This is a genomic window from Pseudomonas sp. MLB6B, assembly GCF_054508135.1.
In genome coordinates this window covers 3493790-3515466 of the sequence record NZ_CP199313.1, presented here as the reverse complement: position 1 = coordinate 3515466, position 21677 = coordinate 3493790, and the positions used below count along the sequence as shown (strand labels likewise).

The 21677-nt window shown below is 58.7% G+C and carries 24 protein-coding genes and 2 pseudogenes; 13 read left to right on the top strand and 13 right to left on the bottom strand.

Annotation, left to right across the window (positions count from 1 at the left end; translation table 11 throughout):
* Window positions 1-10 precede the first annotated feature (10 nt).
* Window positions 11-550, bottom strand: a complete 540-nt coding sequence (locus ACSMEV_RS15615; protein ID WP_459205961.1) for a WCX domain-containing protein — start codon at window positions 548-550, stop codon at window positions 11-13.
* Between the two features lie 437 nt (window positions 551-987).
* Here ACSMEV_RS15615 and ACSMEV_RS15610 point away from each other — a divergent pair, with 437 nt between their 5' ends.
* Window positions 988-2199: a sugar transporter gene (locus ACSMEV_RS15610; protein WP_459205960.1), complete on the top strand. Its 1212-nt coding sequence runs from the start codon at window positions 988-990 to the stop codon at window positions 2197-2199.
* A 29-nt stretch (window positions 2200-2228) separates the two neighbouring features.
* Here ACSMEV_RS15610 and ACSMEV_RS15605 read toward each other — a convergent pair whose 3' ends face one another.
* From ACSMEV_RS15605 to ACSMEV_RS15595, 3 genes are all read right to left on the bottom strand, one after another.
* Window positions 2229-2810, bottom strand: a complete 582-nt coding sequence (locus ACSMEV_RS15605) for a LysE family translocator (protein ID WP_459205959.1) — start codon at window positions 2808-2810, stop codon at window positions 2229-2231.
* A 49-nt stretch (window positions 2811-2859) separates the two neighbouring features.
* Window positions 2860-3690 (bottom strand): AraC family transcriptional regulator, encoded by an 831-nt coding sequence (locus ACSMEV_RS15600; protein WP_459205958.1) that lies wholly within the window; start codon window positions 3688-3690, stop codon window positions 2860-2862.
* A gap of 198 nt (window positions 3691-3888) precedes the next feature.
* The gene (locus ACSMEV_RS15595) at window positions 3889-4848 is read right to left on the bottom strand and encodes a LysR substrate-binding domain-containing protein (RefSeq protein ID WP_459205957.1); all 960 of its coding nucleotides are present in this window, start codon (window positions 4846-4848) and stop codon (window positions 3889-3891) included.
* 146 nt (window positions 4849-4994) lie between these two features.
* Between ACSMEV_RS15595 and ACSMEV_RS15590 the strand changes: the two genes are divergently transcribed.
* Complete coding sequence (locus ACSMEV_RS15590; protein WP_459205956.1) at window positions 4995-6371, top strand: L-serine ammonia-lyase; 1377 nt, start codon at window positions 4995-4997, stop codon at window positions 6369-6371.
* A 495-nt stretch (window positions 6372-6866) separates the two neighbouring features.
* On the opposite strand, the gene ACSMEV_RS15585 is transcribed toward ACSMEV_RS15590, so the two are convergent.
* From ACSMEV_RS15585 to ACSMEV_RS15570, 4 genes are all read right to left on the bottom strand, one after another.
* On the bottom strand, window positions 6867-7820 hold the full coding sequence (locus ACSMEV_RS15585; protein WP_459205955.1) for an RHS repeat-associated core domain-containing protein: 954 nt from the start codon (window positions 7818-7820) through the stop codon (window positions 6867-6869).
* 713 nt (window positions 7821-8533) lie between these two features.
* Entirely contained in the window at window positions 8534-10120 is a 1587-nt protein-coding gene (locus ACSMEV_RS15580) for an ABC-F family ATPase (RefSeq protein ID WP_459205954.1), read from the bottom strand.
* Between the two features lie 35 nt (window positions 10121-10155).
* Window positions 10156-11265 (bottom strand): tyrosine-type recombinase/integrase, encoded by a 1110-nt coding sequence (locus ACSMEV_RS15575; RefSeq protein ID WP_459205953.1) that lies wholly within the window; start codon window positions 11263-11265, stop codon window positions 10156-10158.
* Entirely contained in the window at window positions 11175-11507 is a 333-nt protein-coding gene (locus tag ACSMEV_RS15570; RefSeq protein WP_459205952.1) for a hypothetical protein, read from the bottom strand. Before ACSMEV_RS15570 ends, ACSMEV_RS15575 begins: the two co-directional genes overlap by 91 nt.
* A gap of 167 nt (window positions 11508-11674) precedes the next feature.
* On the opposite strand from ACSMEV_RS15570, the gene ACSMEV_RS15565 reads away from it, so the two are divergent.
* On the top strand, window positions 11675-12190 hold the full coding sequence (locus tag ACSMEV_RS15565) for a hypothetical protein (protein ID WP_459205951.1): 516 nt from the start codon (window positions 11675-11677) through the stop codon (window positions 12188-12190).
* Between the two features lie 158 nt (window positions 12191-12348).
* A complete protein-coding gene (locus tag ACSMEV_RS15560) occupies window positions 12349-12618 on the top strand; it encodes a hypothetical protein (RefSeq protein ID WP_459205950.1) in 270 nt (89 codons plus the stop codon).
* 463 nt (window positions 12619-13081) lie between these two features.
* Here ACSMEV_RS15560 and ACSMEV_RS15555 read toward each other — a convergent pair whose 3' ends face one another.
* Both ACSMEV_RS15555 and ACSMEV_RS15550 read right to left on the bottom strand, forming a co-directional pair.
* A complete protein-coding gene (locus ACSMEV_RS15555; RefSeq protein ID WP_459205949.1) occupies window positions 13082-13390 on the bottom strand; it encodes a hypothetical protein in 309 nt (102 codons plus the stop codon).
* A gap of 17 nt (window positions 13391-13407) precedes the next feature.
* The gene (locus ACSMEV_RS15550) at window positions 13408-13791 is read right to left on the bottom strand and encodes a response regulator transcription factor (RefSeq protein ID WP_459205948.1); all 384 of its coding nucleotides are present in this window, start codon (window positions 13789-13791) and stop codon (window positions 13408-13410) included.
* A gap of 264 nt (window positions 13792-14055) precedes the next feature.
* On the opposite strand from ACSMEV_RS15550, the gene ACSMEV_RS15545 reads away from it, so the two are divergent.
* Window positions 14056-14415, top strand: a complete 360-nt coding sequence (locus ACSMEV_RS15545; RefSeq protein WP_459205947.1) for a hypothetical protein — start codon at window positions 14056-14058, stop codon at window positions 14413-14415.
* A 152-nt stretch (window positions 14416-14567) separates the two neighbouring features.
* Here the strand turns inward: ACSMEV_RS15545 and csrA are convergent.
* The 3 genes and pseudogenes from csrA to ACSMEV_RS15530 form a co-directional block, all read right to left on the bottom strand.
* Window positions 14568-14741, bottom strand: a pseudogene (gene csrA, locus ACSMEV_RS15540) (carbon storage regulator CsrA); the annotation flags it as partial.
* 409 nt (window positions 14742-15150) lie between these two features.
* The gene (locus ACSMEV_RS15535; protein WP_314493270.1) at window positions 15151-15582 is read right to left on the bottom strand and encodes a S24 family peptidase; all 432 of its coding nucleotides are present in this window, start codon (window positions 15580-15582) and stop codon (window positions 15151-15153) included.
* A gap of 51 nt (window positions 15583-15633) precedes the next feature.
* Window positions 15634-15807, bottom strand: a pseudogene (locus ACSMEV_RS15530) (helix-turn-helix domain-containing protein); the annotation flags it as partial.
* 98 nt (window positions 15808-15905) lie between these two features.
* On the opposite strand from ACSMEV_RS15530, the gene ACSMEV_RS15525 reads away from it, so the two are divergent.
* The 8 genes from ACSMEV_RS15525 (at window position 15906) to ACSMEV_RS15490 (ending at window position 21661) form a co-directional block, all read left to right on the top strand.
* A complete protein-coding gene (locus tag ACSMEV_RS15525) occupies window positions 15906-16103 on the top strand; it encodes a hypothetical protein (protein ID WP_459205946.1) in 198 nt (65 codons plus the stop codon).
* Between the two features lie 214 nt (window positions 16104-16317).
* Window positions 16318-17019: a helix-turn-helix domain-containing protein gene (locus tag ACSMEV_RS15520; RefSeq protein WP_459205945.1), complete on the top strand. Its 702-nt coding sequence runs from the start codon at window positions 16318-16320 to the stop codon at window positions 17017-17019.
* Window positions 17012-18394: a replicative DNA helicase gene (gene dnaB / locus ACSMEV_RS15515; protein ID WP_459205944.1), complete on the top strand. Its 1383-nt coding sequence runs from the start codon at window positions 17012-17014 to the stop codon at window positions 18392-18394. The genes ACSMEV_RS15520 and dnaB overlap by 8 nt, the downstream gene beginning before the upstream one ends.
* A complete protein-coding gene (locus ACSMEV_RS15510) occupies window positions 18391-18603 on the top strand; it encodes a hypothetical protein (protein WP_459205943.1) in 213 nt (70 codons plus the stop codon). The genes dnaB and ACSMEV_RS15510 overlap by 4 nt, the downstream gene beginning before the upstream one ends.
* Window positions 18600-19925, top strand: coding sequence for a tyrosine-type recombinase/integrase (locus ACSMEV_RS15505; RefSeq protein WP_459205942.1), 1326 nt, complete (start codon window positions 18600-18602; stop codon window positions 19923-19925). Before ACSMEV_RS15510 ends, ACSMEV_RS15505 begins: the two co-directional genes overlap by 4 nt.
* A gap of 298 nt (window positions 19926-20223) precedes the next feature.
* On the top strand, window positions 20224-20613 hold the full coding sequence (locus ACSMEV_RS15500; RefSeq protein WP_459205941.1) for an antiterminator Q family protein: 390 nt from the start codon (window positions 20224-20226) through the stop codon (window positions 20611-20613).
* A 165-nt stretch (window positions 20614-20778) separates the two neighbouring features.
* Window positions 20779-21105, top strand: coding sequence for a phage holin, lambda family (locus ACSMEV_RS15495; RefSeq protein WP_314493243.1), 327 nt, complete (start codon window positions 20779-20781; stop codon window positions 21103-21105).
* A gap of 118 nt (window positions 21106-21223) precedes the next feature.
* On the top strand, window positions 21224-21661 hold the full coding sequence (locus ACSMEV_RS15490) for a hypothetical protein (RefSeq protein WP_459205940.1): 438 nt from the start codon (window positions 21224-21226) through the stop codon (window positions 21659-21661).
* Window positions 21662-21677: the final 16 nt, after the last annotated feature.

Genomic DNA, 21677 nt, shown 5'->3' with positions numbered 1-21677 from the left:
CGGTTTGGATTCAGGCGTGGTTCAGCGTCAGTGCGTGTTGCAAACGCTCGCGCATGGCCGTACGCAGCGCATGGGGGCGCTTGATCCGTAGCGAGCCGGCATGGGCCAGCAGCCAGGCCATGAGCTGGGGCTCGTCGTTCATCGTGGCAGCCACGTGAGCGCCGCCCTGGTTATCGCGCCGCAGTTGCATGTCGTCAGCCAAGGGCGCGTCGAGCAGTTGATCGGCTAGGGCGGCGTCCACCCATAGGTACAGCTCGATTTCGCGTGAATGCGGTGCACGCTCGGTCAGGGTGATGGGCACGTGGCCGTGCAGGGTAGGGTCGGGCCGCAGATACCAGCCGAACGGCGTGCCTTTGTCGTTGCAACGCAGCGGAAACAGCGTCGCCAGCTCGTTCAGGTCGCGCTCGATGGTGCGCTTGCTGGTGCTGTGGCCTGCCTCGGCAAGGGCACGGTGTAGATGGGTGGAAGTGGTCCCAGGGTGCTGGGTGGGCAACAGCTTGAGCAGTCGCCATTGGCGGGCGATGGTCTGTCGAGTGGAGTTGCTGGGCAAGGTCTAGTCCGGTGGTGGCACATGGCTATGCTCGTCAGCATAGCTTGCGTCGGCCACTGCGCCAAGCATCGAGCTGCGAAAGTAGGGCGTTCATTGCGTGCCGTAAAGCCTTGAAGTAGAGCGGGTGCGCAAAGGCCGGCCGGGTTGTGCCGTATCGGCGTGCAAGACGGGCTGGAAGATTGCGTCGCAGATGGCACGCGTGGCAGCCACGGGCGTTGAGCGTCCGCTATCGCTGTCCTGCCTTCTGTCCAGCTGTTTGCAGAACCCGTTGCCCGATTACCGCCAGCATCCGTTCGCATGGCCCTGAGCGGTTGCCGCTCAATCTCGCGGCGCGTACCATGCCTGGCAATCCTTCCAATAACAGTTTTCTCGCCGGCGCCCCCATGGGCGGATGGCGTATTTCTCATTGCTGCGTTTCGGAGAACCCCACCTCGCCCATGAACGGTCCAATCCCTACCTCGATTCCTGCTCCGGTGGGCGGCGGCAGCTGGCTCAGCGTCATTGCGCTGGCCTTGGCCGCGTTCATCTTCAACACCACCGAATTCGTGCCGGTGGCGCTGCTCAGCGACATCGGCCGCAGTTTTGCCATGACCCCGGCCCAGGTGGGGTTGATGCTGACCATCTACGCCTGGGTCGTGGCACTGGCTTCGCTGCCGATGATGCTGATGACCCGCAACGTCGAGCGCCGGCGCCTGCTGACGGTGGTGTTCGTGGTGTTCATCGTCAGCCATGTGCTGTCGTGGCTGGCGCAGAGCTTCGCCATGCTGCTGGTCAGTCGGATCGGCATCGCCCTGGCCCATGCCGTGTTCTGGGCCATCACCGCCTCGCTGGCGGTGCGTGTGGCGCCGCCGGGGCAGCAGGCCAAGGCGCTGGGGTTGCTGGCGACCGGCACCACGTTGGCCATGGTGCTGGGCATTCCGCTGGGGCGGGTAGTGGGCGAGGCCCTGGGCTGGCGCATGACCTTCCTCGGGATCGCCGCCGTGGCGCTGGGCACCTTGCTGTGCCTGTTCAAGTCGCTGCCGTTGCTGCCCAGCCAGAATTCGGGTTCGCTGCGCAGCTTGCCGGTTCTGTTCAAGCGCCCGGCGCTGGTCATCACCTACCTACTTGTCGCGCTGGTGATCACCGCGCAGTTCACCGCCTACAGCTACATCGAGCCGTTCGCGCTGGACGTCGCCAAGATCGGCGGCGAACGCACCACCCTGGTGTTGCTGCTGTTCGGCGGCGCCGGCCTGTTCGGTTCGGTGCTGTTCAGCCGTTACAGCGAGCGCTTCCCCCATGGTTTCCTGCTGGGGGCCATTGGTGTGTTGGGCGCGTGCCTGCTGTCGCTGCTGCCGTTGTCGGGCAACTTCTATGCGTTTGCGGGGCTGAGCATGTTCTGGGGCATCGCCATCCTCAGCTTCAGCCTGTCGTTGCAGGCCAAAACGCTGAAACTGGCCAGCGACGCCACCGACGTGGCCATGGCGCTGTTCTCGGGTATCTACAACATCGGCATCGGCGGCGGCGCGTTGCTGGGCAGCATCGTCAGCAGCCAGCTGGGCGTGGCCAACATTGGGCTGGTGGGCGGTAGCGTGGCGATCCTTGGGTTGTCGATCGCGATATTCAGTACCCGGCGCTTGACGCAAGCCGACGTGGCTGGCCCCAAGTCGTAAGCCTTCACCCGATCGCCCCCCTTCGCGATTCACAGCAGGCTGAGCCAGGCGGAGGCCAACAGCAGCCCCGCCAGGCCTCGGTTGAACCAGCGCAGCGCGCCTGGCGCCTGCAACCAGCGCGCGCTGCTGGCGCCCAGCCAGGCCCAGGCGGCCATGCACGGCAGCGCGACCAGCAGGAACACCACCGCCAGCAGCCAAACCGGCAGTGTCGGGCTGGCGAACACGCCGATCACCGCCACCGCCATCCACCACACTTTGGGGTTGAGCAACTGCAAGCTCGCCGCAGCGCCCGGGCCGAACGCCCGAGCTTTGGCCTCTTGCAGCGGCGCGCTGGCGCTGCGCAGCATCTGCACGGCCAGCCAGCTTAGCCAGGCCACTCCCAGCCAACCCAGCCAGCGCTGCACCTGCGGTTGGCCCAGCAGCCAATCGCCCAGCCCCAAACCCACCACTAGCACGATGCCCGCCGCCGCCGCGCAGGCGGCCAGCACCGGCGTGAGGCTGGCGCGCCACCCACGCCGGGCGGCATGGACCAGGATCAGCAGGTTGGTCGGCCCGGGGCTGATGCTGGCGGCGAAGGCGAATAAGGCGAAAGGCAATAAAGTGTCTGACATGGGCAGGGCTCTAGATGAATGCGAGCCCAGCGTGGCGTATGGGCGCCGCCTAGTCTGGAAGCTTTGTGCAGCGCTTGCGGTAGTCGGCGGGCGTCAGCCGGTAGGCGCGACGGAACCAGCGGCCCAAGTGGCTCTGGTCGGCGAAACCCAGACGCGAGGCGACATCCGCCGGGATAAAACCACGGGCCAGCAGACTGCGCGCCTGGGACAGGCGCAATTGAATCAGGTAGGCATGCGGCGCGAGGCCATAGGCGGCTTTGAAGGCGCGGGTCAGCCGGTAGCGGTCGGTGCCGCAGGCAGCGGCCAGCTCGTCCAGGCCGATGTCCTGATGGGCGTGGGCGTGCAGGTATTCCCGCGCGCCCTGGGCGGTCAGCGGCAGGCGTGGGTCGGGGTGCAGGCGCTTGCGCCATTGCAAATGGCGGGTGAGGGCGGCGAGCAGCTCGTCGCTGGCGGTCTGGCGCACGATGCGCAGCTCCTTGCCATGCAGCGCCTGGAACGCTCGCAAGGTGGCGCCGGCCAGCAGCGGGTCCTGGCACAGGGTGTCGGCAAAGCCCGGCAGGGCGTGCTGCGGCACCTGCTCGAACACGGCGCGCAGCTCGCGCTCCAGCCATTGGGGGTCGAGGTAGAGCATTGAGTAGGTGAAACCGTCGGCCGTCGGTGCGTGGCCGTCGTGCAGCTCACCGGGTTCGAGCAGGAACACCTGGCCGGGTGTGCTCTGGTGGCGCACGCGTCGGCAATTGAACTGCTGCACGCCCTGTTCGGTGACGCCTACCAGAAAGCTGTCGTGGAAATGCGGGTCGTAGGCGTGCCCGACGAAATGCGCGCGAACCGACTCGATACCGGTGGCGGCGTCTTGGTTGAGGTCGATCCAGTTGCTCATGGGCGTCTCCAGGGCGCCGGATTCAAGGGAGAAGCAGCATTCGACAGGTGCGCATCCGGCCGCTACCTCAGTGCTGGCAGGCAAACGCGCAGACGATGCCTAAGGTGCGATGGGCTGCGCTCGGCCAGACCGCGCTTACAGCCTAACCGCCGTTAGCCGACCGCGTCTGGAACGTCTGTGCAACCCTGAAGCCCGCGTTCATTGCAGCCCACCCGCATCGACCAACGCCAGCGGGTGCAGCGCGCGGAAATGCTGCGCTTCCTCCACCAACCAGTCGTGCACCGCCCGCGCGCCAGGCTGCAACAGCCCGGCCTGGGAGTACAGCAGGACATAGCGCTTATGGTTGGGGATCGGCACGCCGAACGGCACGATCAGCGCGCCGCGCTCCAGTTCGTCGTTGAGCAGTGTACGGCGGGCGATGGCCACGCCCACACCGGCGATGGCGGCCTCAATGCTCAAGTGGTTGCGGTTGAAGGTATGGCCGCGGCGCACGTCGAGCCCGCCTGCACCGATGCCGTCCAGATAGAACTCCCATTCGGCGTATTCCGAGCTGCCGCGCCAGGCGGTGATGTCATGCAGCAAGGGGTAGTGCACCAAGTCCGCTGGGCCATGCAGGGGCGGGCGGCCGCGCAGCAGGGCTGGAGAGCAGACCGGGAAGATCTGTTCGTCGAGCAGTGGCGTGGAGAGCATGCCCGGGTAGCTGCCATCGTTGAGGTCGATGGCCAGGTCGAATTCGCTTTGGTCCAGCGCCTGGCTGCTGTCTTCGGCCACCAGACGCAGCTCGATGTCCGGGTAGCGCTGCTGGAAGCGCGGCAGGCGCGGCGTCAGCCATTTCGCCAGAAACGAGGGGATCGAGCGCAAGCGTAGGGTGCCGCGGATTTCCCCGGCGTCCAGGCGCAACAGCTCGGCCTCGATGCTGCCGTAGGCATCGCTGACGGTCTGCGCCAGACGCTGGCCTTCGGCGGTGAGTTCCACGCCACGGGCACGGCGCACGAACAGCCGAAAGCCCAGGCGCTCTTCGAGCAAGCGCATCTGCTGGCTGACCGCGCCGGGTGTGATGTGCAGCTCCTGCGCGCAGCGGGTGAACGACAAATGCCGGCCGGCACAGGCGAACACATGCAGCCAGACGTACACCTGGCCATTCAACTGCCCCTTCATGGTTTAGTCCTGCTAAAGGCTTGGTTAGGAATTTTCGTTGGTCATTGTAAGCGCTGCGGAACACCATAGGCTTCAACAACAGTAAACATCTACGTTCCGCAGGCTCCGTGCGTCAGCCCCAGGGCGTCGCACCGCGAGGTATTAGCATGGCTATCAGTGTATTCGACCTGTTCAAGATCGGCATCGGTCCTTCGAGCTCCCACACCGTGGGGCCGATGCGGGCCGCCGCCACTTTCGCTCAGGCGCTGCGTGCAGCCAGTCTGTTGGAACAGGTGACACGGGTCCAAGTGCGCTTGTATGGCTCGCTGTCGGCCACGGGTGTCGGCCATGCGACCGACCGCGCTTGCCTCCTCGGCCTGATGGGCCAATGGCCCGATCAGATCGATCCGCACAGCATCGAGCCGCGCATCGCGCAACTGCACGAAGAGCGCTGCCTGATGCTCGACGGTAGCCGGCCGGTGGATTTCGACTATGCCCGCGACATGCGTCTGCTCGACGAAAGCCTGCCGTACCACCCCAACGCCATGACGATCGAGGCATGGCAGGGCGAGCAGAGCCTGCTGAGCCAGACCTATTATTCGGTCGGCGGGGGTTTCATCGTTGAAGAGCGCGAGATCGATGCACCGGCCAGCACCGACAGCCAGGTCGAGTTGCCCTACGAGTTTTCCTCCGGCGCCGAGTTGCTGGCCTTGTGCAAGACCTACCACCTGAGCGTCAGCCAACTGATGATGGCCAACGAGCGCGCCTGGCGCTGTGAAGAAGAAATCCGTTCCAGCCTGCTGAAAATCTGGGCCGCCATGCAGCAGTGTGTGGAAAACGGCCTGCACAACGAAGGCATCTTGCCCGGTGGCCTGAAGGTCAAGCGCCGCGCCGCCAAGCTGCACCGCAGCTTGCAGGAAATCGGCAAACCCAACGTCATCGGCTCGACCTTGAGCGCGATGGAGTGGGTGAACCTGTTCGCCTTGGCTGTCAACGAAGAGAACGCCGCCGGCGGGCGTATGGTCACCGCGCCCACCAACGGTGCGGCCGGCATCATTCCAGCGGTGTTGCACTACTACATGAAGTTCAACCCCGGCGCCTGCGACGACGACGTGGTCAACTTCCTGCTGGCGGCTGCCGCAGTGGGCATCCTGTGCAAGAAGAACGCTTCGATTTCCGGTGCGGAAGTGGGGTGTCAGGGGGAGGTGGGTTCGGCCTGTTCCATGGCCGCCGCCGGCCTGGCCGACATCCTCGGCGGCACCCCGGCGCAAGTCGAGAACGCCGCCGAGATCGCCTTGGAGCACAACCTGGGCCTGACCTGTGACCCGGTCGGCGGCCTAGTGCAGGTGCCGTGCATCGAGCGCAACGCCATCGCGGCCGTCAAAGCCATCAACGCCGTGCAGATGGCGCTGCGCGGCGACGGCGAGCACTTCATTTCGCTGGACCGGGTGATCCGCACCATGCGCGACACTGGCGCCGACATGCACGCCAACTACAAGGAAACCTCGCGGGGTGGCTTGGCGGTGGCGTTCGTCGAGTGCTGAGCAGCTCTGCTGTAACGAAAAATGGCGCCTGGGCACCAATGTCAGTCAGTTGAGCCAAAACTTGGCGCACTTGGCTGCTGCTTCGCTTCAGGGGCGTTTGGCTGATCACGTGGTGCATTAACTAGCGGTGCAAGCCTCTGCGGGGTAAGTCATGGAAAGTAATGAAATAGGTGGCTCAGTGTCTTGTCCGAACGCGTCATCGCACGCCAGCTGAACTCAACCACAATTACCTTTTCAAGGGCTGTCAGCTTTGCGATAAGCATGTTGACAGACCCCAAGCGGGCGTCCTGGGTACTACTCTCGATCTCTGGATTTTCGACGTTCTTCACGTTCAGGAAGTGGCGAGGCGGCAAGCTTTCGATTCGGCGCGCGGGGCTCAGCTCGACTTCACGACGTCGTACGGCCTGAACCCTGGATGCGCCCTTTCAAACTGCACTTGCTTCTGAGAAAGTAAGCACGCGCTCTAATCATTCCAAAAATTAACACGTGCAACTATTATGGCTGTTCCCACTGAAAATGCCCTTTCGGCTTCTGTATGTTCGATGTGTCTTGCCTGACCTGTGTGTTCGCAGCGTTCAGATGGGGTTGTCGAGATTCAGAATTTTCTTTAGCGGCCGCCTTTATGTATTTCCGGTATTCAATCGCATAGGATTCCATTTTGGATTTTTTAGTTTCCAACCAAATTCTTCGCCTATTAAAAGATTCCAATTTATCTGTGGCGTCAAGCCCATGTTTATCCATATGGCGTTGAGCCGCTTTGGATAGTTTTTTTGAAATTGTAATCTCTTTAAGGGCATTGGTCAGCCTAAGGTGTTGGTTATACCCCTGCTCAGCTTTATGAATACCTTCACCTTGGAGCTCGTAAACCTTGACCGCCTCTAGTTTTTCCAATTGAGACGATACATAAGATTTGTACTCGTTGGCTTTTCTTTTTGGTCGATCAGTCAAGAGGTTCTTGAAGAATTTGACGAAAGAGTGTCCAGAAGGATCGATATTGTTTATAGGATCTCCACCACAGTAAGCGTAGGCGTTTATACCTCCCGCACCAAATGGGCTTGCATCGTCCGAACGAATAAACCTCATGAGGGCTGGACTATAAGGCCTATGATAACCCACACCCAATAAATAACACCGTGCGGCGGCGTCGTGCAGCTCACCACTGAAGCCTAGCGTTTTTCTTTCCAAGAAATTTGGCGCGCTGAACCCATAAGGCATATAGGGAATACTGGCTGCTGAAACATGCATTCCAAGTACACTGCCTAGCCTGTCCGTCATGCAAATCTCGATTGGTGTTGAACCTTCCGTCTTTACTTCAGCTAGCAACGCATGCCCAGCTTTCAAATACGTACGATTTCCTTGATCGTCTAACAGAGAGCAGACACCCTCCGAAGATTTAAAGAAAATTTTCGTGGCTTCACTTTCGCTGCCCATAGAATCACCTTGTTTCATGTCCGTATACGGCGCATGCTGTGGCAATTTCTAAACGTGCGCTACTGATAAAATTACCAGGTGCCTAGTCCCAGCAAATCGCAGTGTCTTGGATGTTCAGTCCGAGACAAGTCGAATCGAAAGCTCGGATGTGGCCTGCCACACTGCCCTGGCTGACGATAGTGCAGCCTTCATCGAGCCACCTCGCTATCGCAACGGCGCGACCAATAAGTTTGGTGGCATATGTTTGATCGCGTCTGCCACTAGCACGGCATAAACATTGACCAAGGCTCACCACCATAGACCAACGGTCAGCTCGAGCGCATGAGCCGTATGATCAAAGACGCCACGATCAAGGCCGCTCATCATTCTCGACTTCGCTGCATTAGAGGTGCACATACTGGCTTTTGTAATGGCTTACAACTTCGCCAGATACTTCAAGGGTTTACGATGGCGCTCGCCGTTCAAGATGATCTGTGAAGACTGGACGAGAAACCCGGAGCGATCCACGATCAATCCGTACCCTCTCATTCCGGGACCGTACACCTCTTCCCCCAAGAGCATTTGGTCTTAATGCCATTTCGTGAGTGAGGGGCAGTACTTTTGCTAGACGCATAAAAAATCCGACGCCCGTTTCCAAGCATCGGATTCTGCAGCCTACGAGCCAAGGCTCAAGGCGTGTATCTTAACTGGCTGGCATTGCACCTAGACGCCGTTTCTTGCGGCCAGCGGCATCAGACCACCACACCCTGACTGCGCAGGTAATCGTCGTAGGTGCCGCTGAAATCGACCACGCCTTCGGGCGTCAACTCGACGATTCGAGTTGCCAGCGAGGAGACGAACTCACGGTCGTGACTGACGAACAGCAACGTGCCGGGGTAGTTCTCCAGCGCAAGGTTCAGCGCTTCGATCGACTCCATGTCCAAGTGGTTGGTGGGTTCGTCCATCACCAGCACGTTGGGCTTTTGCAGGATCAATTTGCCGAACAGCATGCGCCCCTGCTCGCCACCGGAGATGACCTTCACCGATTTGAGGATCTCGTCGTTGGAGAACAGCATGCGCCCCAGGGTGCCGCGGATGACTTGCTCACCGCTGACCCACTGACCCATCCAGTCGAACAGCGTCACGTCGTCTTCGAAGTCGTGCGCGTGGTCCTGCGCGTAGTAACCGACCTCGGCGCTGTCGGTCCACTTCACCGCACCGGCATCCGGCTGCAGCTCACCGACCAGTGTGCGCAGCAGCGTGGTCTTGCCAATGCCGTTGGGGCCGATGATCGCCACGCGCTCGCCGGCTTCGACGGTGAAGCTGAAGTCCTTGAACAGCACCTTGTCGTCGAACGACTTGGCCATCTTCTCGACCACCACCGCCTGGCGGTGCAGCTTCTTGGTCTGCTCGAAGCGGATGAACGGGCTGACCCGGCTCGACGGCTTGACTTCGGCCAGTTGGATCTTGTCGATCTGCTTGGCGCGCGAGGTGGCCTGCTTGGCTTTCGAAGCGTTGGCCGAGAAGCGGCTGACGAAAGTCTGCAGCTCGGCGATCTGCGCTTTCTTCTTGGCGTTGTCCGACAGCAACTGCTCGCGCGACTGGGTCGCGGCGGTCATGTACTCGTCGTAGTTGCCCGGGAACAGGCGCAGCTCACCGTAGTCCAGGTCGGCCATGTGCGTGCAGACGCTGTTGAGGAAGTGCCGGTCGTGGGAAATGATGATCATGGTGCTGTTACGCGCCGTCAGAATCGTTTCCAGCCAGCGGATGGTGTTGATGTCCAGGTGGTTGGTCGGTTCGTCGAGCAGCAGCACGTCCGGGTCCGAGAACAATGCCTGGGCCAGCAGCACACGCAGCTTCCAGCCAGGCGCCACTTCGCTCATCGGGCCGAAGTGCTGTTCCAGCGGAATGCCCAGGCCCAGCAGCAGTTCGCCGGCACGGGATTCGGCGGTGTAGCCGTCCATTTCAGCGAACTCGGTTTCCAGTTCGGCGACAGCCATGCCGTCTTCTTCGGTCATTTCCGGCAGCGAATAGATACGCTCGCGCTCCGCCTTGACCTTCCACAGCGGGCCGTTGCCCATGATCACCGTATCGACGACGTTGAATTCTTCGTAGGCGAACTGATCCTGGCGCAGCTTGCCCAGGCGGGTGTTGGGCTCGAGCATGACCTGACCGCCGCTGGGCTCCAGGTCACCGCCGAGGATTTTCATGAAGGTGGACTTGCCGCAGCCGTTGGCACCGATCAGGCCATAGCGGTTGCCGTTGTTGAATTTGACGGAGACGTTTTCGAAGAGCGGCTTGGAGCCGAACTGCATGGTGATATTAGCGGTGGAGATCAATTGCCTTACCTATCAGTAACTTACAGAATGCTTTTTCAGCCTGGGACCAATTTGGGACCAATCTGGAGCTTTTCGAGCTCCTGCCAATCAGAGGCTGAGTTGATCCAACGTGCATAAGTCGACAGAAGCATCTGCACGCTATGCCCGAGCTGTTGGGCGATGAATGCGGGGTTGAGACCGGACATTAAGCATATTGTCGCATAGGTGTGACGGCAGTTATACGGTGGTCGATAGCGGACACCCAGCGCCTTAAGGGTAGGGCGCCACTGATGGTGAACGTCCGAGGTCTGCTTGACGAACTCGCCGTTCTTTCCAGGCGGAAATATGAAGGGCGATTCAGTGAACTGGCCTTTCCCCAGCTTACGACGCTCGGCGTACTGGCGGGCAAACTCCAAAGCGTGCAGCGCTCTTTCGTTAAGCAACACGAACCGATCTCTGCCCGTTTTCGTCCTTTCCTCAACCACGCCCAAGGCGATTGTGCGCCGGACATGGATAGTCTTCTTCGTCTGGTCGAAGGTGTCCCACCGCAGGGCCAGGCCCTCGGATAGCCGTAAGCCAGTGAAAAACATAAACTCGAAGAACGCTGCATAGATCTGGCTGGGCCAATGCTTGTGTGCATACAACTGCGCGATGATTGCGTTGGCTTCATCCAGGGTGAAAGGATCAACCTCTTTTCGTGTCCTGGCCGGCAGCTGGATCGAGTCAGCCGGGTTGCGTGATATCAGGCCATCCAGTACCGCAGAGCGCAGGATGGTCGACAGCTTCACCATCGCATTGCGCTTTACCGCCGGCGACGTCCACTTCGATGCCGCTACGATCCTGCGGAGCAACGTTGAGGTGACTAGATCGATGCGCACCAGCGCCAGGTGTGGCACCCAATATAGGTTCAGCGTGCTCTTGTAGTTGAGCCTGGTGCCGGCAGTAATCTCCCGGCTATCCAGCCACAACTGCGCGTACTCCCCAAACGTTGGAATGCCGCCAATCACAGCAGCGGAGCTGGGAAACAACTCCGCGTATTTGTCATGATCGAGAAGGTTGAGTTTGACCAGGCTGGTTATTTGATCGCGAAGCTGGGATGCAGCTTTGATGCCTTTTTGTGACGCGGGGTAGGGAAGGGTTTCACTTCGGCGAGTACCTTCCCACATGAACCGGAGTCGGAGCGATCCATGATGAATGTCGATCCCTGGGGGTAAATCCATTGGCTTTCCAGCCATTCGTCGTACCTCTTTTTACTGTAAATAATTCGGCCGCCGTGCTTCATCCATACGCCCTCGGGGATCGCGGCGCGGAGCCGGCGGCCTTCCAAGGCGCGTTTGGTGCAGCCGAGAAGATCGGCCATGCGTTGTTCGGTGACTTTGTCAACGTCACCGGAGTCTTCGATATGCATAGGGGCTCCAGCGCCGCCAGCAGCGGCAGGTTGGTGTCATTGATGAAAGAGGGTGGAAGAGCTTGTAAACTGGCCTAGGGCTAGAGCCGGGGGGGGCATGGAAATTCTCCATGCAAGTGCCGCCTTCACTAGGCAGACTTTGTTGTTAAAATTTGGTAAGTGGCTGGATGGATCTAGTCATCTATGGACTACCTCTTTATTATGATACCGCTCTCTTGAGCGACCTAAGATTTCTCTACTTACTCAGGTGTTTAATGGATTGCGTTCAATTTCTTCCTTTTATTAGCAAGTTTGGGGACTGGCTTGGACCTGTAGCTGCAACAGTCGTCGGCGGCTACTTTGTCAACGTCTTCACTGAGAAAGCTCTTAATAAAAAGTCGCTGCGAGAGGCTCAGGCTGCGCGCATGACACTCTTAGAGTCTAAAGCTGAGGTAGTCCTAGGTGGTGCTGCAAAGGCCATAACAGAGAAAAACGCCAAAGAGCTTGACGTTGTTGACCCTGTCGTCAGGCTTTACTTCGATCAGGGAGTCGTGGATGCCTATGTATCTCTCAAAGAAGCACTTAAGGACGCCTATCTTAATCATGTGGTAAGCGCAGGCACTGTACGAGTTCAAGGGGAAAGTCAGAAAAGCCAGTTGGCCAGGGAGCTCAATAGATTCCTACGGGCTCAATTAGTTGAATGAATCCCATCAGGGCGATAGATAGCGCAAGCCGCGACTTATGGCACTAATTTTTTTAAATATTTGTGCGGCTTACCGTGGCTGGATGCGGTAGGGTGGTAATTTGATCTGGGATGCTGTATTACAGGAATCCGGCGTAGGGCTTTTTACAAGGAGCATTAATGAGCGATAATATTTTCACTGTTGGCGAATTGAAACGTCGACTCCAGGGTATTCCAGATGACGACATCCTAGAGTTCGATGGTGGCCTGACGTTCAACCGAATCAAACGTCGGGATGATGACTTAGTAGTGCTCGAATTTGCAGAGCCACAAGCCTACCTCGACGAAGAATTCCGTAAGCGAAATCCGCATGTGCAGGTCGCTTTTATATCTGACAGCGGTCCTGTTGACGGCGAGCCTGTTTGGACGGTTGATGTGAGCATCCGCTAGCTGTTCGCTTGTTCTACCAGGCCAGTCGGCAGCATATCGAAGTGCTATTGGCGCCGGTGTTGCCAAGCTCGGTGGGAACTAGATTTATATGCTTCTACGCTGTCGGGTGAAATCAACACCGATTTCCAGCTTGTTCGGGCGCTGTGGGCTGAGGGCAAGCAGCTTGCCTACGGTGCCCTAGCTGAGGCTGGTGTAGAAGTAGGCCCGATTGTGGTCTAGTGAGGCGTTAAGCTTTTCGTTGCTGGTCACGCGCTTAGTTCCATGGCGAACCTGTCGTGTAGGTAGCCTGAGCGCCGTCGCGGGCTGCTCGGTGATTGGTGCGGGCTGGCTTCATTGACTACGGGGTCGCTGACACGAGCGGCGCTTGATACCGTCGAAATCCCTTGACTGGCTGACGTGCAGCAAACCTTTTCGCCGTCATCAACTTCTCCACCCTTCCCCAGAGAAGTGGCTACTTTATCGGTCAGCTCTGCACGCGCTCATTCGTGCGCATCAGGGATGTTTTGGCCTGTCCTAGTTGTCCTCTTTTACTGACTGCGCCAGCCTCCATAGCTGAGGCGAAGCGCAGCGCGGCCTTGTAGCTGAAAGCGAAGCCCTGCACGGAATTGGTAGCCATGTCGACCACATCCCACGTTGGGCCTCTGCCTACCACCTGATAGCGCGGCACGCCGATTTTGGCGCGGGTCTCGGCCCGCAAATTACGGCTGTACTCGAGCAGCGCCGCGAGCACGGCTAACTTTTCCTGAAAAGCAGGATGCATGATGGTTTGCATGGATGATCCTATATGGGTCAGGCGTTGTGGGCGAAGGCCTCAGCCTTGCGGGCGATGCGCACGAAAGATTCGCGGCGCTCGGGTGCGCGGCGATCGCGGCGCATGGGGTCGGTGTCGCCCAGGACAGCGTGTATAGCTAGCAGTCCGGCCAGCACAATGCACAGAGGGCTGATGATCTGGCGGCCCATGGCCTTGGTGACCGCTTCGATGCGACGCCCAACCTCGAGCTTGTAGAGCACCGTTTCGATACGGTTGGCGGCGGTACCGGGGCTGATGCCCATACGCCGCGCGATTTCCTTGGTTGTCAGGCCCTGGGCGACCCAGAGTAGGGCCTCCAGTTCGCGAGGTGCCAGCGACTTTCCTAGTTGGCCAGTCCATGTGCCGCGCGTAATCTTTTCCATGAGTGGTCTCAGCTACTGAGCATATGGGGTTGAGAAGTCCCGGATTTTTACCCACGCCGGGCCGTGGTAGTCTCCGCAATCCCCACGACTGCGAGAGATAAAATGAAAAGTTATTTCCATGTTGCTGCGAATATGCTGGGAGATGGTACGGTTGTTATGCCCGGGAATTACGGTCGAAACTTAAGGTGTTACTCGACAGGGCCCGAGGGCCAGAAGGGAAATTTCTATGCTCTCGCTAGGGAGTTGATTTTCGAAGGAATTCGAGTGAGTGAGTTCGAGTCAAAGCCCTCTAGGCTCCACTCTTGTTTTATGTTCGAGTGCTACGAAGATGCTCGAAAATATGGGCGTCAAGTAAATGAGTTTGGTGTAATTTACGAGGCAACAATAATCGATTCCGCTGCCAAGATGCATAGGGGTGATTTTACGCTTTTTCAAAGCCGGAACTTGCGCAATCAGTCCAGCTTTTGGGAATTGTATGAGCGTATCGCCTATGAATATTGGTCGAACGCACCTCAACATCGCGTCGACGGCGACGGTAAGGTCACAATGTTAGAAAGTGTAGAGGTGGCCGAGATTGTCACGGAAAGTGCTATTCGTCTTGAAGGGACCGCCGGATATCTCTAGGAGTGTGGTGATGCACTAGAAGGGTCGCAATGCTGAAAATAGATCCAAGGGTCAGCGAAATTTTGCTCAGCAAAGCGTTGCGCCGTACGCCTAGTTAGGTCCAACGATTGACTAGAAGGCACCGGACCAAGTGCGACTTGTCCAGCGACGTGGGGCTTTTCCATAGCCCCATTAATTAGCTTATGAATCTCGCTCCGATGGACAGCAATGTCCGCCGGTGCCTCGACACCGATTCGTACTTGACCGCCTCTTATCTGCAACACCCTCACGCGGATGTTGTCGTTGATCACGATGGTTTCGCCTGTCTTACGGGTTAGTATCAGCATGGCCCTACTCCTTGGTTGGTTTCCCGTCTGACCCGCGTGCGCAGGCCAATCGGTGAAACCTATCCAAACCATGCCGTGCCGCGGTTATCCCAACCTGGCCGGGTCACACATTTCGTGAACGGTGTTCTTCTCGGCTGGCTGCATAGTTTGGCGTCCTCCCAATGAGGGGAGTCCGGCAGCTGTCCAGAGGCTGCGTGGTCGACGACTTAGCTTGTCCCGACCCAGGTGAGGGCCTGGGTGCGTCGAGGTGGTCACGTCAAGTTGTGTAAAGAGCGGCTTCAAAACGGGCTATGCGTTCCAATGGCTAGAACTATACGAATGCTCATAAATTCAGTCAATACGATTCCGCATAAATTTATTTCTGGCTAAAAAAAACCCGCTATCAGCGGGTTCGTGAGGCGGTAGGTGTCTACATCATGAACACTGATTTGGGCATTTTTCCGTCAACGACTGTACCCACGATTTCCCAGCGTTCGTCTAGCGGTTTCATTGGATAGGCAGGATTGAGGGGTTTCAAAAAAAGCTCGCCCGCATCCTTCACGAGCTGCTTGAAAGTAGCTTCGGCAGTGTCCAGCATTCTGGCGACCACAAACTGACCTGGTCTGGGCTCAATGTCCGGCGCTACAAGGATTAAAGAGCCTTCAGGAAATGAATGGGCTGTAGCGCTTGTCATCGAAGCTCCTACTACGCGCAGCCAAAACGCTTCTTCGCCGGCCCAGACGTCCGAGGTATGTCTAGGGCTGGTGGACAGATTTCCCACTTCAGCGGCTTCCTTTGCAATGCCTGCCTGGACCCAACTGATTTCTGGATAGGCGAATGATCTTGAGGGTTGTAGCGACATGGCAACGTTCGAATCAGTTGGCGCGCTCACGCCAAACATTAGCCAGTCAGGGGATACGCTGAGTGCTCTTGCAAGGCCCTCGATTGTCCCGCGACGTGGGCTTGAGCTTTCTCCTGAGAGAATTCGATTGATCGTAGGCTGAGGGACCTTCGACTGCCTACTTAACTCGCTTTCGCTGAGGCTCAGATCCCTCATTTTGGCCCTAAGCCTGCTAGCGACGGACATAACACTTCCCATATGCGCGAACGTATTCCAGCGATTCTATTGCATGAGACTATGCTTGTTCGTATGATTATCCATGCATAAACTCATAGGTAAGCCACATGACAATCCCTGAAATGTTGACCCGCTTGTTCCAGCTTGGGCTTTCGCAGGCGGATATCGCGAGGCAATGCGATACCACCCAGCCGACGATTTCTCGTGCTTCCAAGGGTGCCGCAGTTCGGTATGAGCTTGGCAAGGCGATTGAAAACCTACTGGATAGCCAGGAAAGACGAATCAGGACCGATCAGGCAGCTTAAGTGCGGTTGCTCAATTGCCAAGATTCTCCAGTGGGCAGCACCAAAAAGACAGATGCCAAATACACCTGATCATCCATCCAGGCCCAAAAGCTAGACGAAAAAAAACCGCCTGGCAGGGCGGCTTCTTGTTCAACACAGCGAGACGAATTATGCCTCTTACACATGATGCAGGCAACAACTTGCCTGAGCGCGTTCCTGCACCTGGGATTTACATATGAGCACCATCCTGATGACCGCCTGTTGGCCGCTTCAGGGCATGAGCCCTGCGCAAAAATCAGTGCTGATTTCCCTCGCCGATAATGCGAATGACGACGGTGTCTGCTGGCCGTCGTTGGCAACCATTGGCATCCGCACCTGCCTGTCGGAGCGCGCTGTTCGTAACGCACTGCGCTGGCTGGAAGAAGCGCATGTTTTGGCCAGTCATCAGCGCTTCGGCCGATCCACCTGGTACACCCTGACCCCGGCAGCATATGCCCCCGGCACTAAATGCCCCCCGGCACCAGATGCCCCACCGCCCCGGCAGGAAATGCCCCCCACCCCGGCACCTGCTGCCCCCAGAACCGTAAAGGAACCATCAATTGAACCGTCACCTACTGGCAATCGCGATTCGCGACCGCCGTCATGCCCAGTGCAAGACATCGTAAATCTGTTCAACCGGTTGCTGACTCCGCAACTGCCAGCAGTGGTGCTGGTATCCGAATCCCGCAAGAAACAGGTTCGTGCTCGTTGGGTCCAAAGCGATGTTCACCAAAGCCTGGATTTCTGGACCGAATATTTCGCAACTGTGGCCGAATCCGATTTCCTGATGGGCCGACTCCAAGGCAAGCCAGGCAGTGCGCCATTCCGCGCCACGTTCGACTGGCTGATCAACGCTGGCAACTTCGTCAAGGTCGTCGAGGGAAATTACAGTGCGTGAACTCTACAGCGCAGAGGCTGAACACGGCGTGCTGGGTGCGATGCTGCAACGCCCGGAACTGATTGACATCCTCGCTGATGGCTTAAGCCCCACATCGTTCTACTTCGCCGAGACGGCCGAAGTATTCCGCGCCATTCTCGAGCTGCATTCGGCCGGCAATGCTGTCGATCTGTTGACGGTTGGTGAGCACATCGGTCGGTTGCACACCGGCGACAACGCGTTGGCCTACTGCGCAGAGCTGGTGCAGGCCACCCCAAGCGTTGCCAACGCCCGGGCTTATGCCCGTATCGTGAACGACCGCGCCATCGAACGGGCGCTTTACGACTTGAGCGGCCAAGCGCTCGACATCGCCCAGGGCGCAGGCGACTTGCAATCCAAAATTGCCGCAGTCCAAGCCGCCGCGATGGCCATTGATGCTGGTAGCGATGAGGTCGAGGTCGTCAAGGCAAGTGATCTACTTGCCCAGCAGGTCGAGGTTTGGCAAGACCGGCACGACCGTCTGAGCCGAGGTGAAACCCTGATCGGTCTGTCCACGGGGCTGGCTGATCTCGATGAAAAGCTGGGTGGCCTGCAACCAGAGCAGCTGATCATCGTTGCCGGACGCCCAGGCATGGGCAAGACGACGCTGGCAATGGCGATCACGCAGCATGCAGCGATCCAGCAGAACAAGACCTGCCTGGTGGTCAGCTTGGAGATGAGCAAGGGTCAGCTGATCGACCGCGCGGTTGCCTCCGAGGGCCGCATTCCACTGAATTTGGTGAAGAGTGGTGCAGCATGCCAGTCCCACGGCAACCAGCTTGCGGCCGCAGCCCACAAGATTCAGCGAGCGCCACTGTTCATCGCTGACCGGGCTATTGGAACCGTTGGCCGTATCCGCTCGATGGCGCGCCGCCACAAGCTCAAGCATGGGCTGGACTTGCTGGTTATCGACTACCTGCAACTGATGGAAGGTGAGGGCGGTAACCGTACCGAAGAGGTCAGCAGCATCAGCCGAGGCTGCAAGCTGATTGCCCGCGAGTTGGGTATTCCAGTCGTGCTGCTCAGTCAGCTTTCCCGGGAGTGCGAAAAGCGTCCCAACAAACGCCCGGTGCCCTCGGACCTGCGCGAATCTGGCGCCATCGAGCAAGATGCCGACGTCATCCTGTTTGTGTACCGCGACGAGGTCTATCACGAAAACAGCGAGTACAAGGGCATTGCCGAAATCATCATCGGCAAGGGTCGAGATATTGAGACGGGCACCGTTCGTGCTGCGTTTGTTGGTCAGTACAACCGCTTCGAAGACCTGTCGACCAGCTGGGTGCCGCCAGTGAAAGCAGCTCCGACCAAAGAGCGCTCGCTTTCCGCTCGCTACGCGGGAAGGACGGCCGCAGCATGACCATGGAACTCCCTCCCGAACTTAGCGAGTACCGCTACGCGCTTTACTGTCGCAGTGATCGGCTCGACCTTTCGTACAAACCAGCGCCCCCAGTAGCGCTTTATCGCGACAAGGCTCTGGCCGCATCGCACGGCGCCAGAATGTGGCCCTCCACCTACAGCATCATTGATCTGCTTGGGGAAGAGCTTCCTTGCCGGGGAAGAGCATGAGCGCGACTGCCATCGTTAAGCTTTCGGACGCCGAGATCCGTCGACAGGCCGCTGTGGCCGGGGTACGTGACCTGCGCGACCCGCGTCACCCTGGGTTGAGATTTCGCTTCGACCAGAGCCGACAATCAGGTACTTGGTTCCTTGTGGTACGTCGGAAGTGGAACCGGCTGGCCCGCTTTCCTGATTACGGGCCGGCTGCGATATTTGCTGAGTTGCCAGCGCTTCGGCAGCGGTTGCTAGGCCGTCCAGATGAAGCAGTCGCCCTCGCAGGTCTTGTGACCTTCAGCGACCTACTGGAGTGGTTCAAGGGCCGTGTCGCCAGTGACGCCGCGCTTTCCGATTCTTGGAAGGGCACAGTAAGCACGGTGGTAGATCGGCACCTGCAGCCTCGTCTTGGCGACATGCCTATCTGCGCACTCACCCCGGCCGTCCTCGACAAGTCCCTGATGTGGCCTCTTCAAGCGACGTGCTCGACGTCCTACGTCCGACAGATTTTTCGAGTGTTGAGCCGTGCCATGAGCGCAGCACGCACGCTCGGGCTGATTCCCAGCAATCCCATGGCTGAGATGAAGTTCACGAATTTCATCAAGACCAAGATTTTGCCGAAAGATGGACGACTGCGGTCCGATCACCTGCGCGAGGTACTGCCCGCGCTAGGAGCACTGTTCGACGCATCGCCCGTCGACGCCATGCTGGCCCTGTTGATGATCTGCCACGGCACGCGCATAGGGGAGAGCCGGCAAGCCGAGTGGTCCGACTTCGCCTTCGGTCATGCCGAATGGTTCATCCCGGCCAGGCACACCAAAACCCGTACTGAACATCGGCTGCCGCTGACGTCGCAAGTGTTGGCACTGCTGCGCCGGTATCGCAACACACAACTCGACGGCGGCTATACCGGCCGGTACCTGTTCCCAGGCCGAAAGGGGCAGGCGATGAGCGCCAGCCAGGCCTCTTCCGTGTTTCGGCGCTTGGCCAGCCGCGAATGGTCGAGCCATGACCTGCGCAAGGTCGCGCGTACCGCCTGGCTGGATATGGGCGTGGATGGGTTCATTGGCGAAATGCTGCTGAACCACTCACTCGGCAAAGTTGCTGATACCTACATCAAGACCAAGGGCAATGGACTGCGCCGGGAGGCACTGGAGCAATGGCACGCATGGTTAGACGGGATCGGTTTCGCGTCCATCCACGGGTTGACCGGCGTGCAATCGGTCATTCCTCACAACGGACCGCAGGCCACACCGCGCAAGGCGCGCAGCCAAATCATCGAATTAGTCATAGGGGAGAATGCAGAACGTGAAAAAGGGCACGGACCGTGGCTTTGATCAGGCGCGAATCGACTTGGTTAAGTGCCCGACATGCAAGGGGAGGGCTGTAGTAAGAGGGGTGTTTTTTGAGCTGGCTTGTACCGCTTGCAACGGGTCAGGTTGGGTTGTTGAGGGATCTAGGTTGGTGCTTCCGCTCGACGAACTGGTAACCCAGCTCAGTTTCAAGCTACAGGCGGCAGAGCAGCAAATAACTCAAATGAAAAGGCCCAGCGAAACGCATGGGCCAGAGCAGCAGTATCAGGGGACCAACCGACGTGGCGCGGGTGGCTCCAACTTTACCGGGGATTGAAATCGAATGAAAAAACGGACCTACGTGGGTAAATCCCTGGGTGACACGGCGTACATGCTGGAGCAGTGGGGATGGTGGCGGATGGATGAAATGGGTGTACCCCAGTACGTGTGCCCTCTCTACGCTTTGATGCGTGACAATGCGCCGGCAGTAGGTGGAGCAAAGCAATACGTGATCACCGATGACCTGGCCCTTGCTGTGGATGGAGCCGTGGCCCGGCTGATCAAGCGTGATCCGCAGATGGGCGGCTTCATCTGGCTTTACTTCGGCGCGAAGTGGCCATCGCTGCGGATTGCCAGAGAGCACAAGATGGGAGAAGCCAAGGCCCGCGAGTTAATTAACACGGGCGTGGCATGGATCGACTGCGCATTGGAGCTTTTCCGCGAAGCTGCGTAAAAAAGCTTTCCGCGCGGATAAACACCTGTTTCTATAGCAGCGTGTCCAGCTTGCAACGCACTAAGACACTGACGAACCCCGGCCATTGAGTCGGGGTTTTTCGTTTCTGTGCCTCGGCTTTGCCGGGGCATTTTCATTTGTGCTCCCGATTCGGGAGGAATCGAGATGCAGACCATGCCCCCCGAAAAGGATCCGACCTTCTGGGTCATGCTTGCGGCCGCCTTGCGTGACCATGGCATGCCCGCCGCCTTAGCCACCATCCTCAGTTACCTGCGAATCCTCTATGACGACAAAGAACCACGTTGGGATCGCCGTCTGTTAGAGGCTGCTTTGGGCGGTGTGTTGGTCTTTATGGTGGGCATTGGCGCAGAGAAGTTCGGCATGACCGGCGGCTATGCCTATGCAGTCGCTGGCTTCGTCGGCGTGCTTGGGGTTGAGCAAGTACGCCAGTTGGGTCGCCGCTGGGCTGAGCGCAAGGTTGATACGCCATGAAAAAAAGGCCGCTCTTGGCTGTGTTGGCTGCCCTCGCTGCATTCGCGCTGCAAGGGCACATGAACTCTCACGATGCGGTGGCCAGTTTGAGCCCTGCGACTTACATCGAGGCGATGCAATGAGTGATTCCGTTGTTCTGAATTCGAGCTTGGTGCTCGGCCTGGAAAAACTGTGCGATCTGAAAGTGTGCGGGCAACGCCTGGCAGTGGATCTGCATGGGTCTGCCCGACTGGACGGTAATGCGCTCGAACGTGCCATGATTGCCTTCAATCGGGCAATGGATCAGCTCGAAAGCGTCGTTATGGGCGCACCGCACACCGAGGCGAGCCCGGAGATTCAAGGCGCTTCCGCGTTAGTCGAGCTGGCCACAGGGGAGGCATTGCTGGTAGGCAATCCGCTATCCGAAGCGATCGAATCGACCGCCAGAACTCTCGACAGCGCCAAGGGCCAGGTTCGGGAAGTGCTATTCGTCCAGTTGAACGGCTTACTGGCTGAGCAACGCAGCCAGCTCTTCACATCGCCGCCACCGACGCGCGACCAGATCGGCACCGTCTAGCGCACCAGGGGCTGGC

Coding starts and splice junctions, on each gene's coding strand:
- ACSMEV_RS15600 (WP_459205958.1), bottom strand. CDS start 3,690: ATGAGCAACTGGATCGACCTCAACCAAGACGCCGCCACCGGTATCGAG.
- ACSMEV_RS15565 (WP_459205951.1), top strand. CDS start 11,675: ATGGATCTAGTCATCTATGGACTACCTCTTTATTATGATACCGCTCTC.
- ACSMEV_RS15500 (WP_459205941.1), top strand. CDS start 20,224: ATGAAAAAACGGACCTACGTGGGTAAATCCCTGGGTGACACGGCGTAC.
- ACSMEV_RS15490 (WP_459205940.1), top strand. CDS start 21,224: ATGAGTGATTCCGTTGTTCTGAATTCGAGCTTGGTGCTCGGCCTGGAA.
- ACSMEV_RS15520 (WP_459205945.1), top strand. CDS start 16,318: ATGAGCACCATCCTGATGACCGCCTGTTGGCCGCTTCAGGGCATGAGC.
- ACSMEV_RS15525 (WP_459205946.1), top strand. CDS start 15,906: ATGACAATCCCTGAAATGTTGACCCGCTTGTTCCAGCTTGGGCTTTCG.
- ACSMEV_RS15570 (WP_459205952.1), bottom strand. CDS start 11,507: ATGCATATCGAAGACTCCGGTGACGTTGACAAAGTCACCGAACAACGC.
- ACSMEV_RS15505 (WP_459205942.1), top strand. CDS start 18,600: ATGAGCGCGACTGCCATCGTTAAGCTTTCGGACGCCGAGATCCGTCGA.
- ACSMEV_RS15595 (WP_459205957.1), bottom strand. CDS start 4,848: ATGAAGGGGCAGTTGAATGGCCAGGTGTACGTCTGGCTGCATGTGTTC.
- ACSMEV_RS15535 (WP_314493270.1), bottom strand. CDS start 15,582: ATGTCGCTACAACCCTCAAGATCATTCGCCTATCCAGAAATCAGTTGG.
- ACSMEV_RS15585 (WP_459205955.1), bottom strand. CDS start 7,820: ATGAAACAAGGTGATTCTATGGGCAGCGAAAGTGAAGCCACGAAAATT.
- ACSMEV_RS15555 (WP_459205949.1), bottom strand. CDS start 13,390: ATGCAAACCATCATGCATCCTGCTTTTCAGGAAAAGTTAGCCGTGCTC.
- ACSMEV_RS15590 (WP_459205956.1), top strand. CDS start 4,995: ATGGCTATCAGTGTATTCGACCTGTTCAAGATCGGCATCGGTCCTTCG.
- ACSMEV_RS15550 (WP_459205948.1), bottom strand. CDS start 13,791: ATGGAAAAGATTACGCGCGGCACATGGACTGGCCAACTAGGAAAGTCG.
- ACSMEV_RS15560 (WP_459205950.1), top strand. CDS start 12,349: ATGAGCGATAATATTTTCACTGTTGGCGAATTGAAACGTCGACTCCAG.
- ACSMEV_RS15495 (WP_314493243.1), top strand. CDS start 20,779: ATGCAGACCATGCCCCCCGAAAAGGATCCGACCTTCTGGGTCATGCTT.
- ACSMEV_RS15605 (WP_459205959.1), bottom strand. CDS start 2,810: ATGTCAGACACTTTATTGCCTTTCGCCTTATTCGCCTTCGCCGCCAGC.
- ACSMEV_RS15610 (WP_459205960.1), top strand. CDS start 988: ATGAACGGTCCAATCCCTACCTCGATTCCTGCTCCGGTGGGCGGCGGC.
- ACSMEV_RS15510 (WP_459205943.1), top strand. CDS start 18,391: ATGACCATGGAACTCCCTCCCGAACTTAGCGAGTACCGCTACGCGCTT.
- ACSMEV_RS15575 (WP_459205953.1), bottom strand. CDS start 11,265: ATGTGGGAAGGTACTCGCCGAAGTGAAACCCTTCCCTACCCCGCGTCA.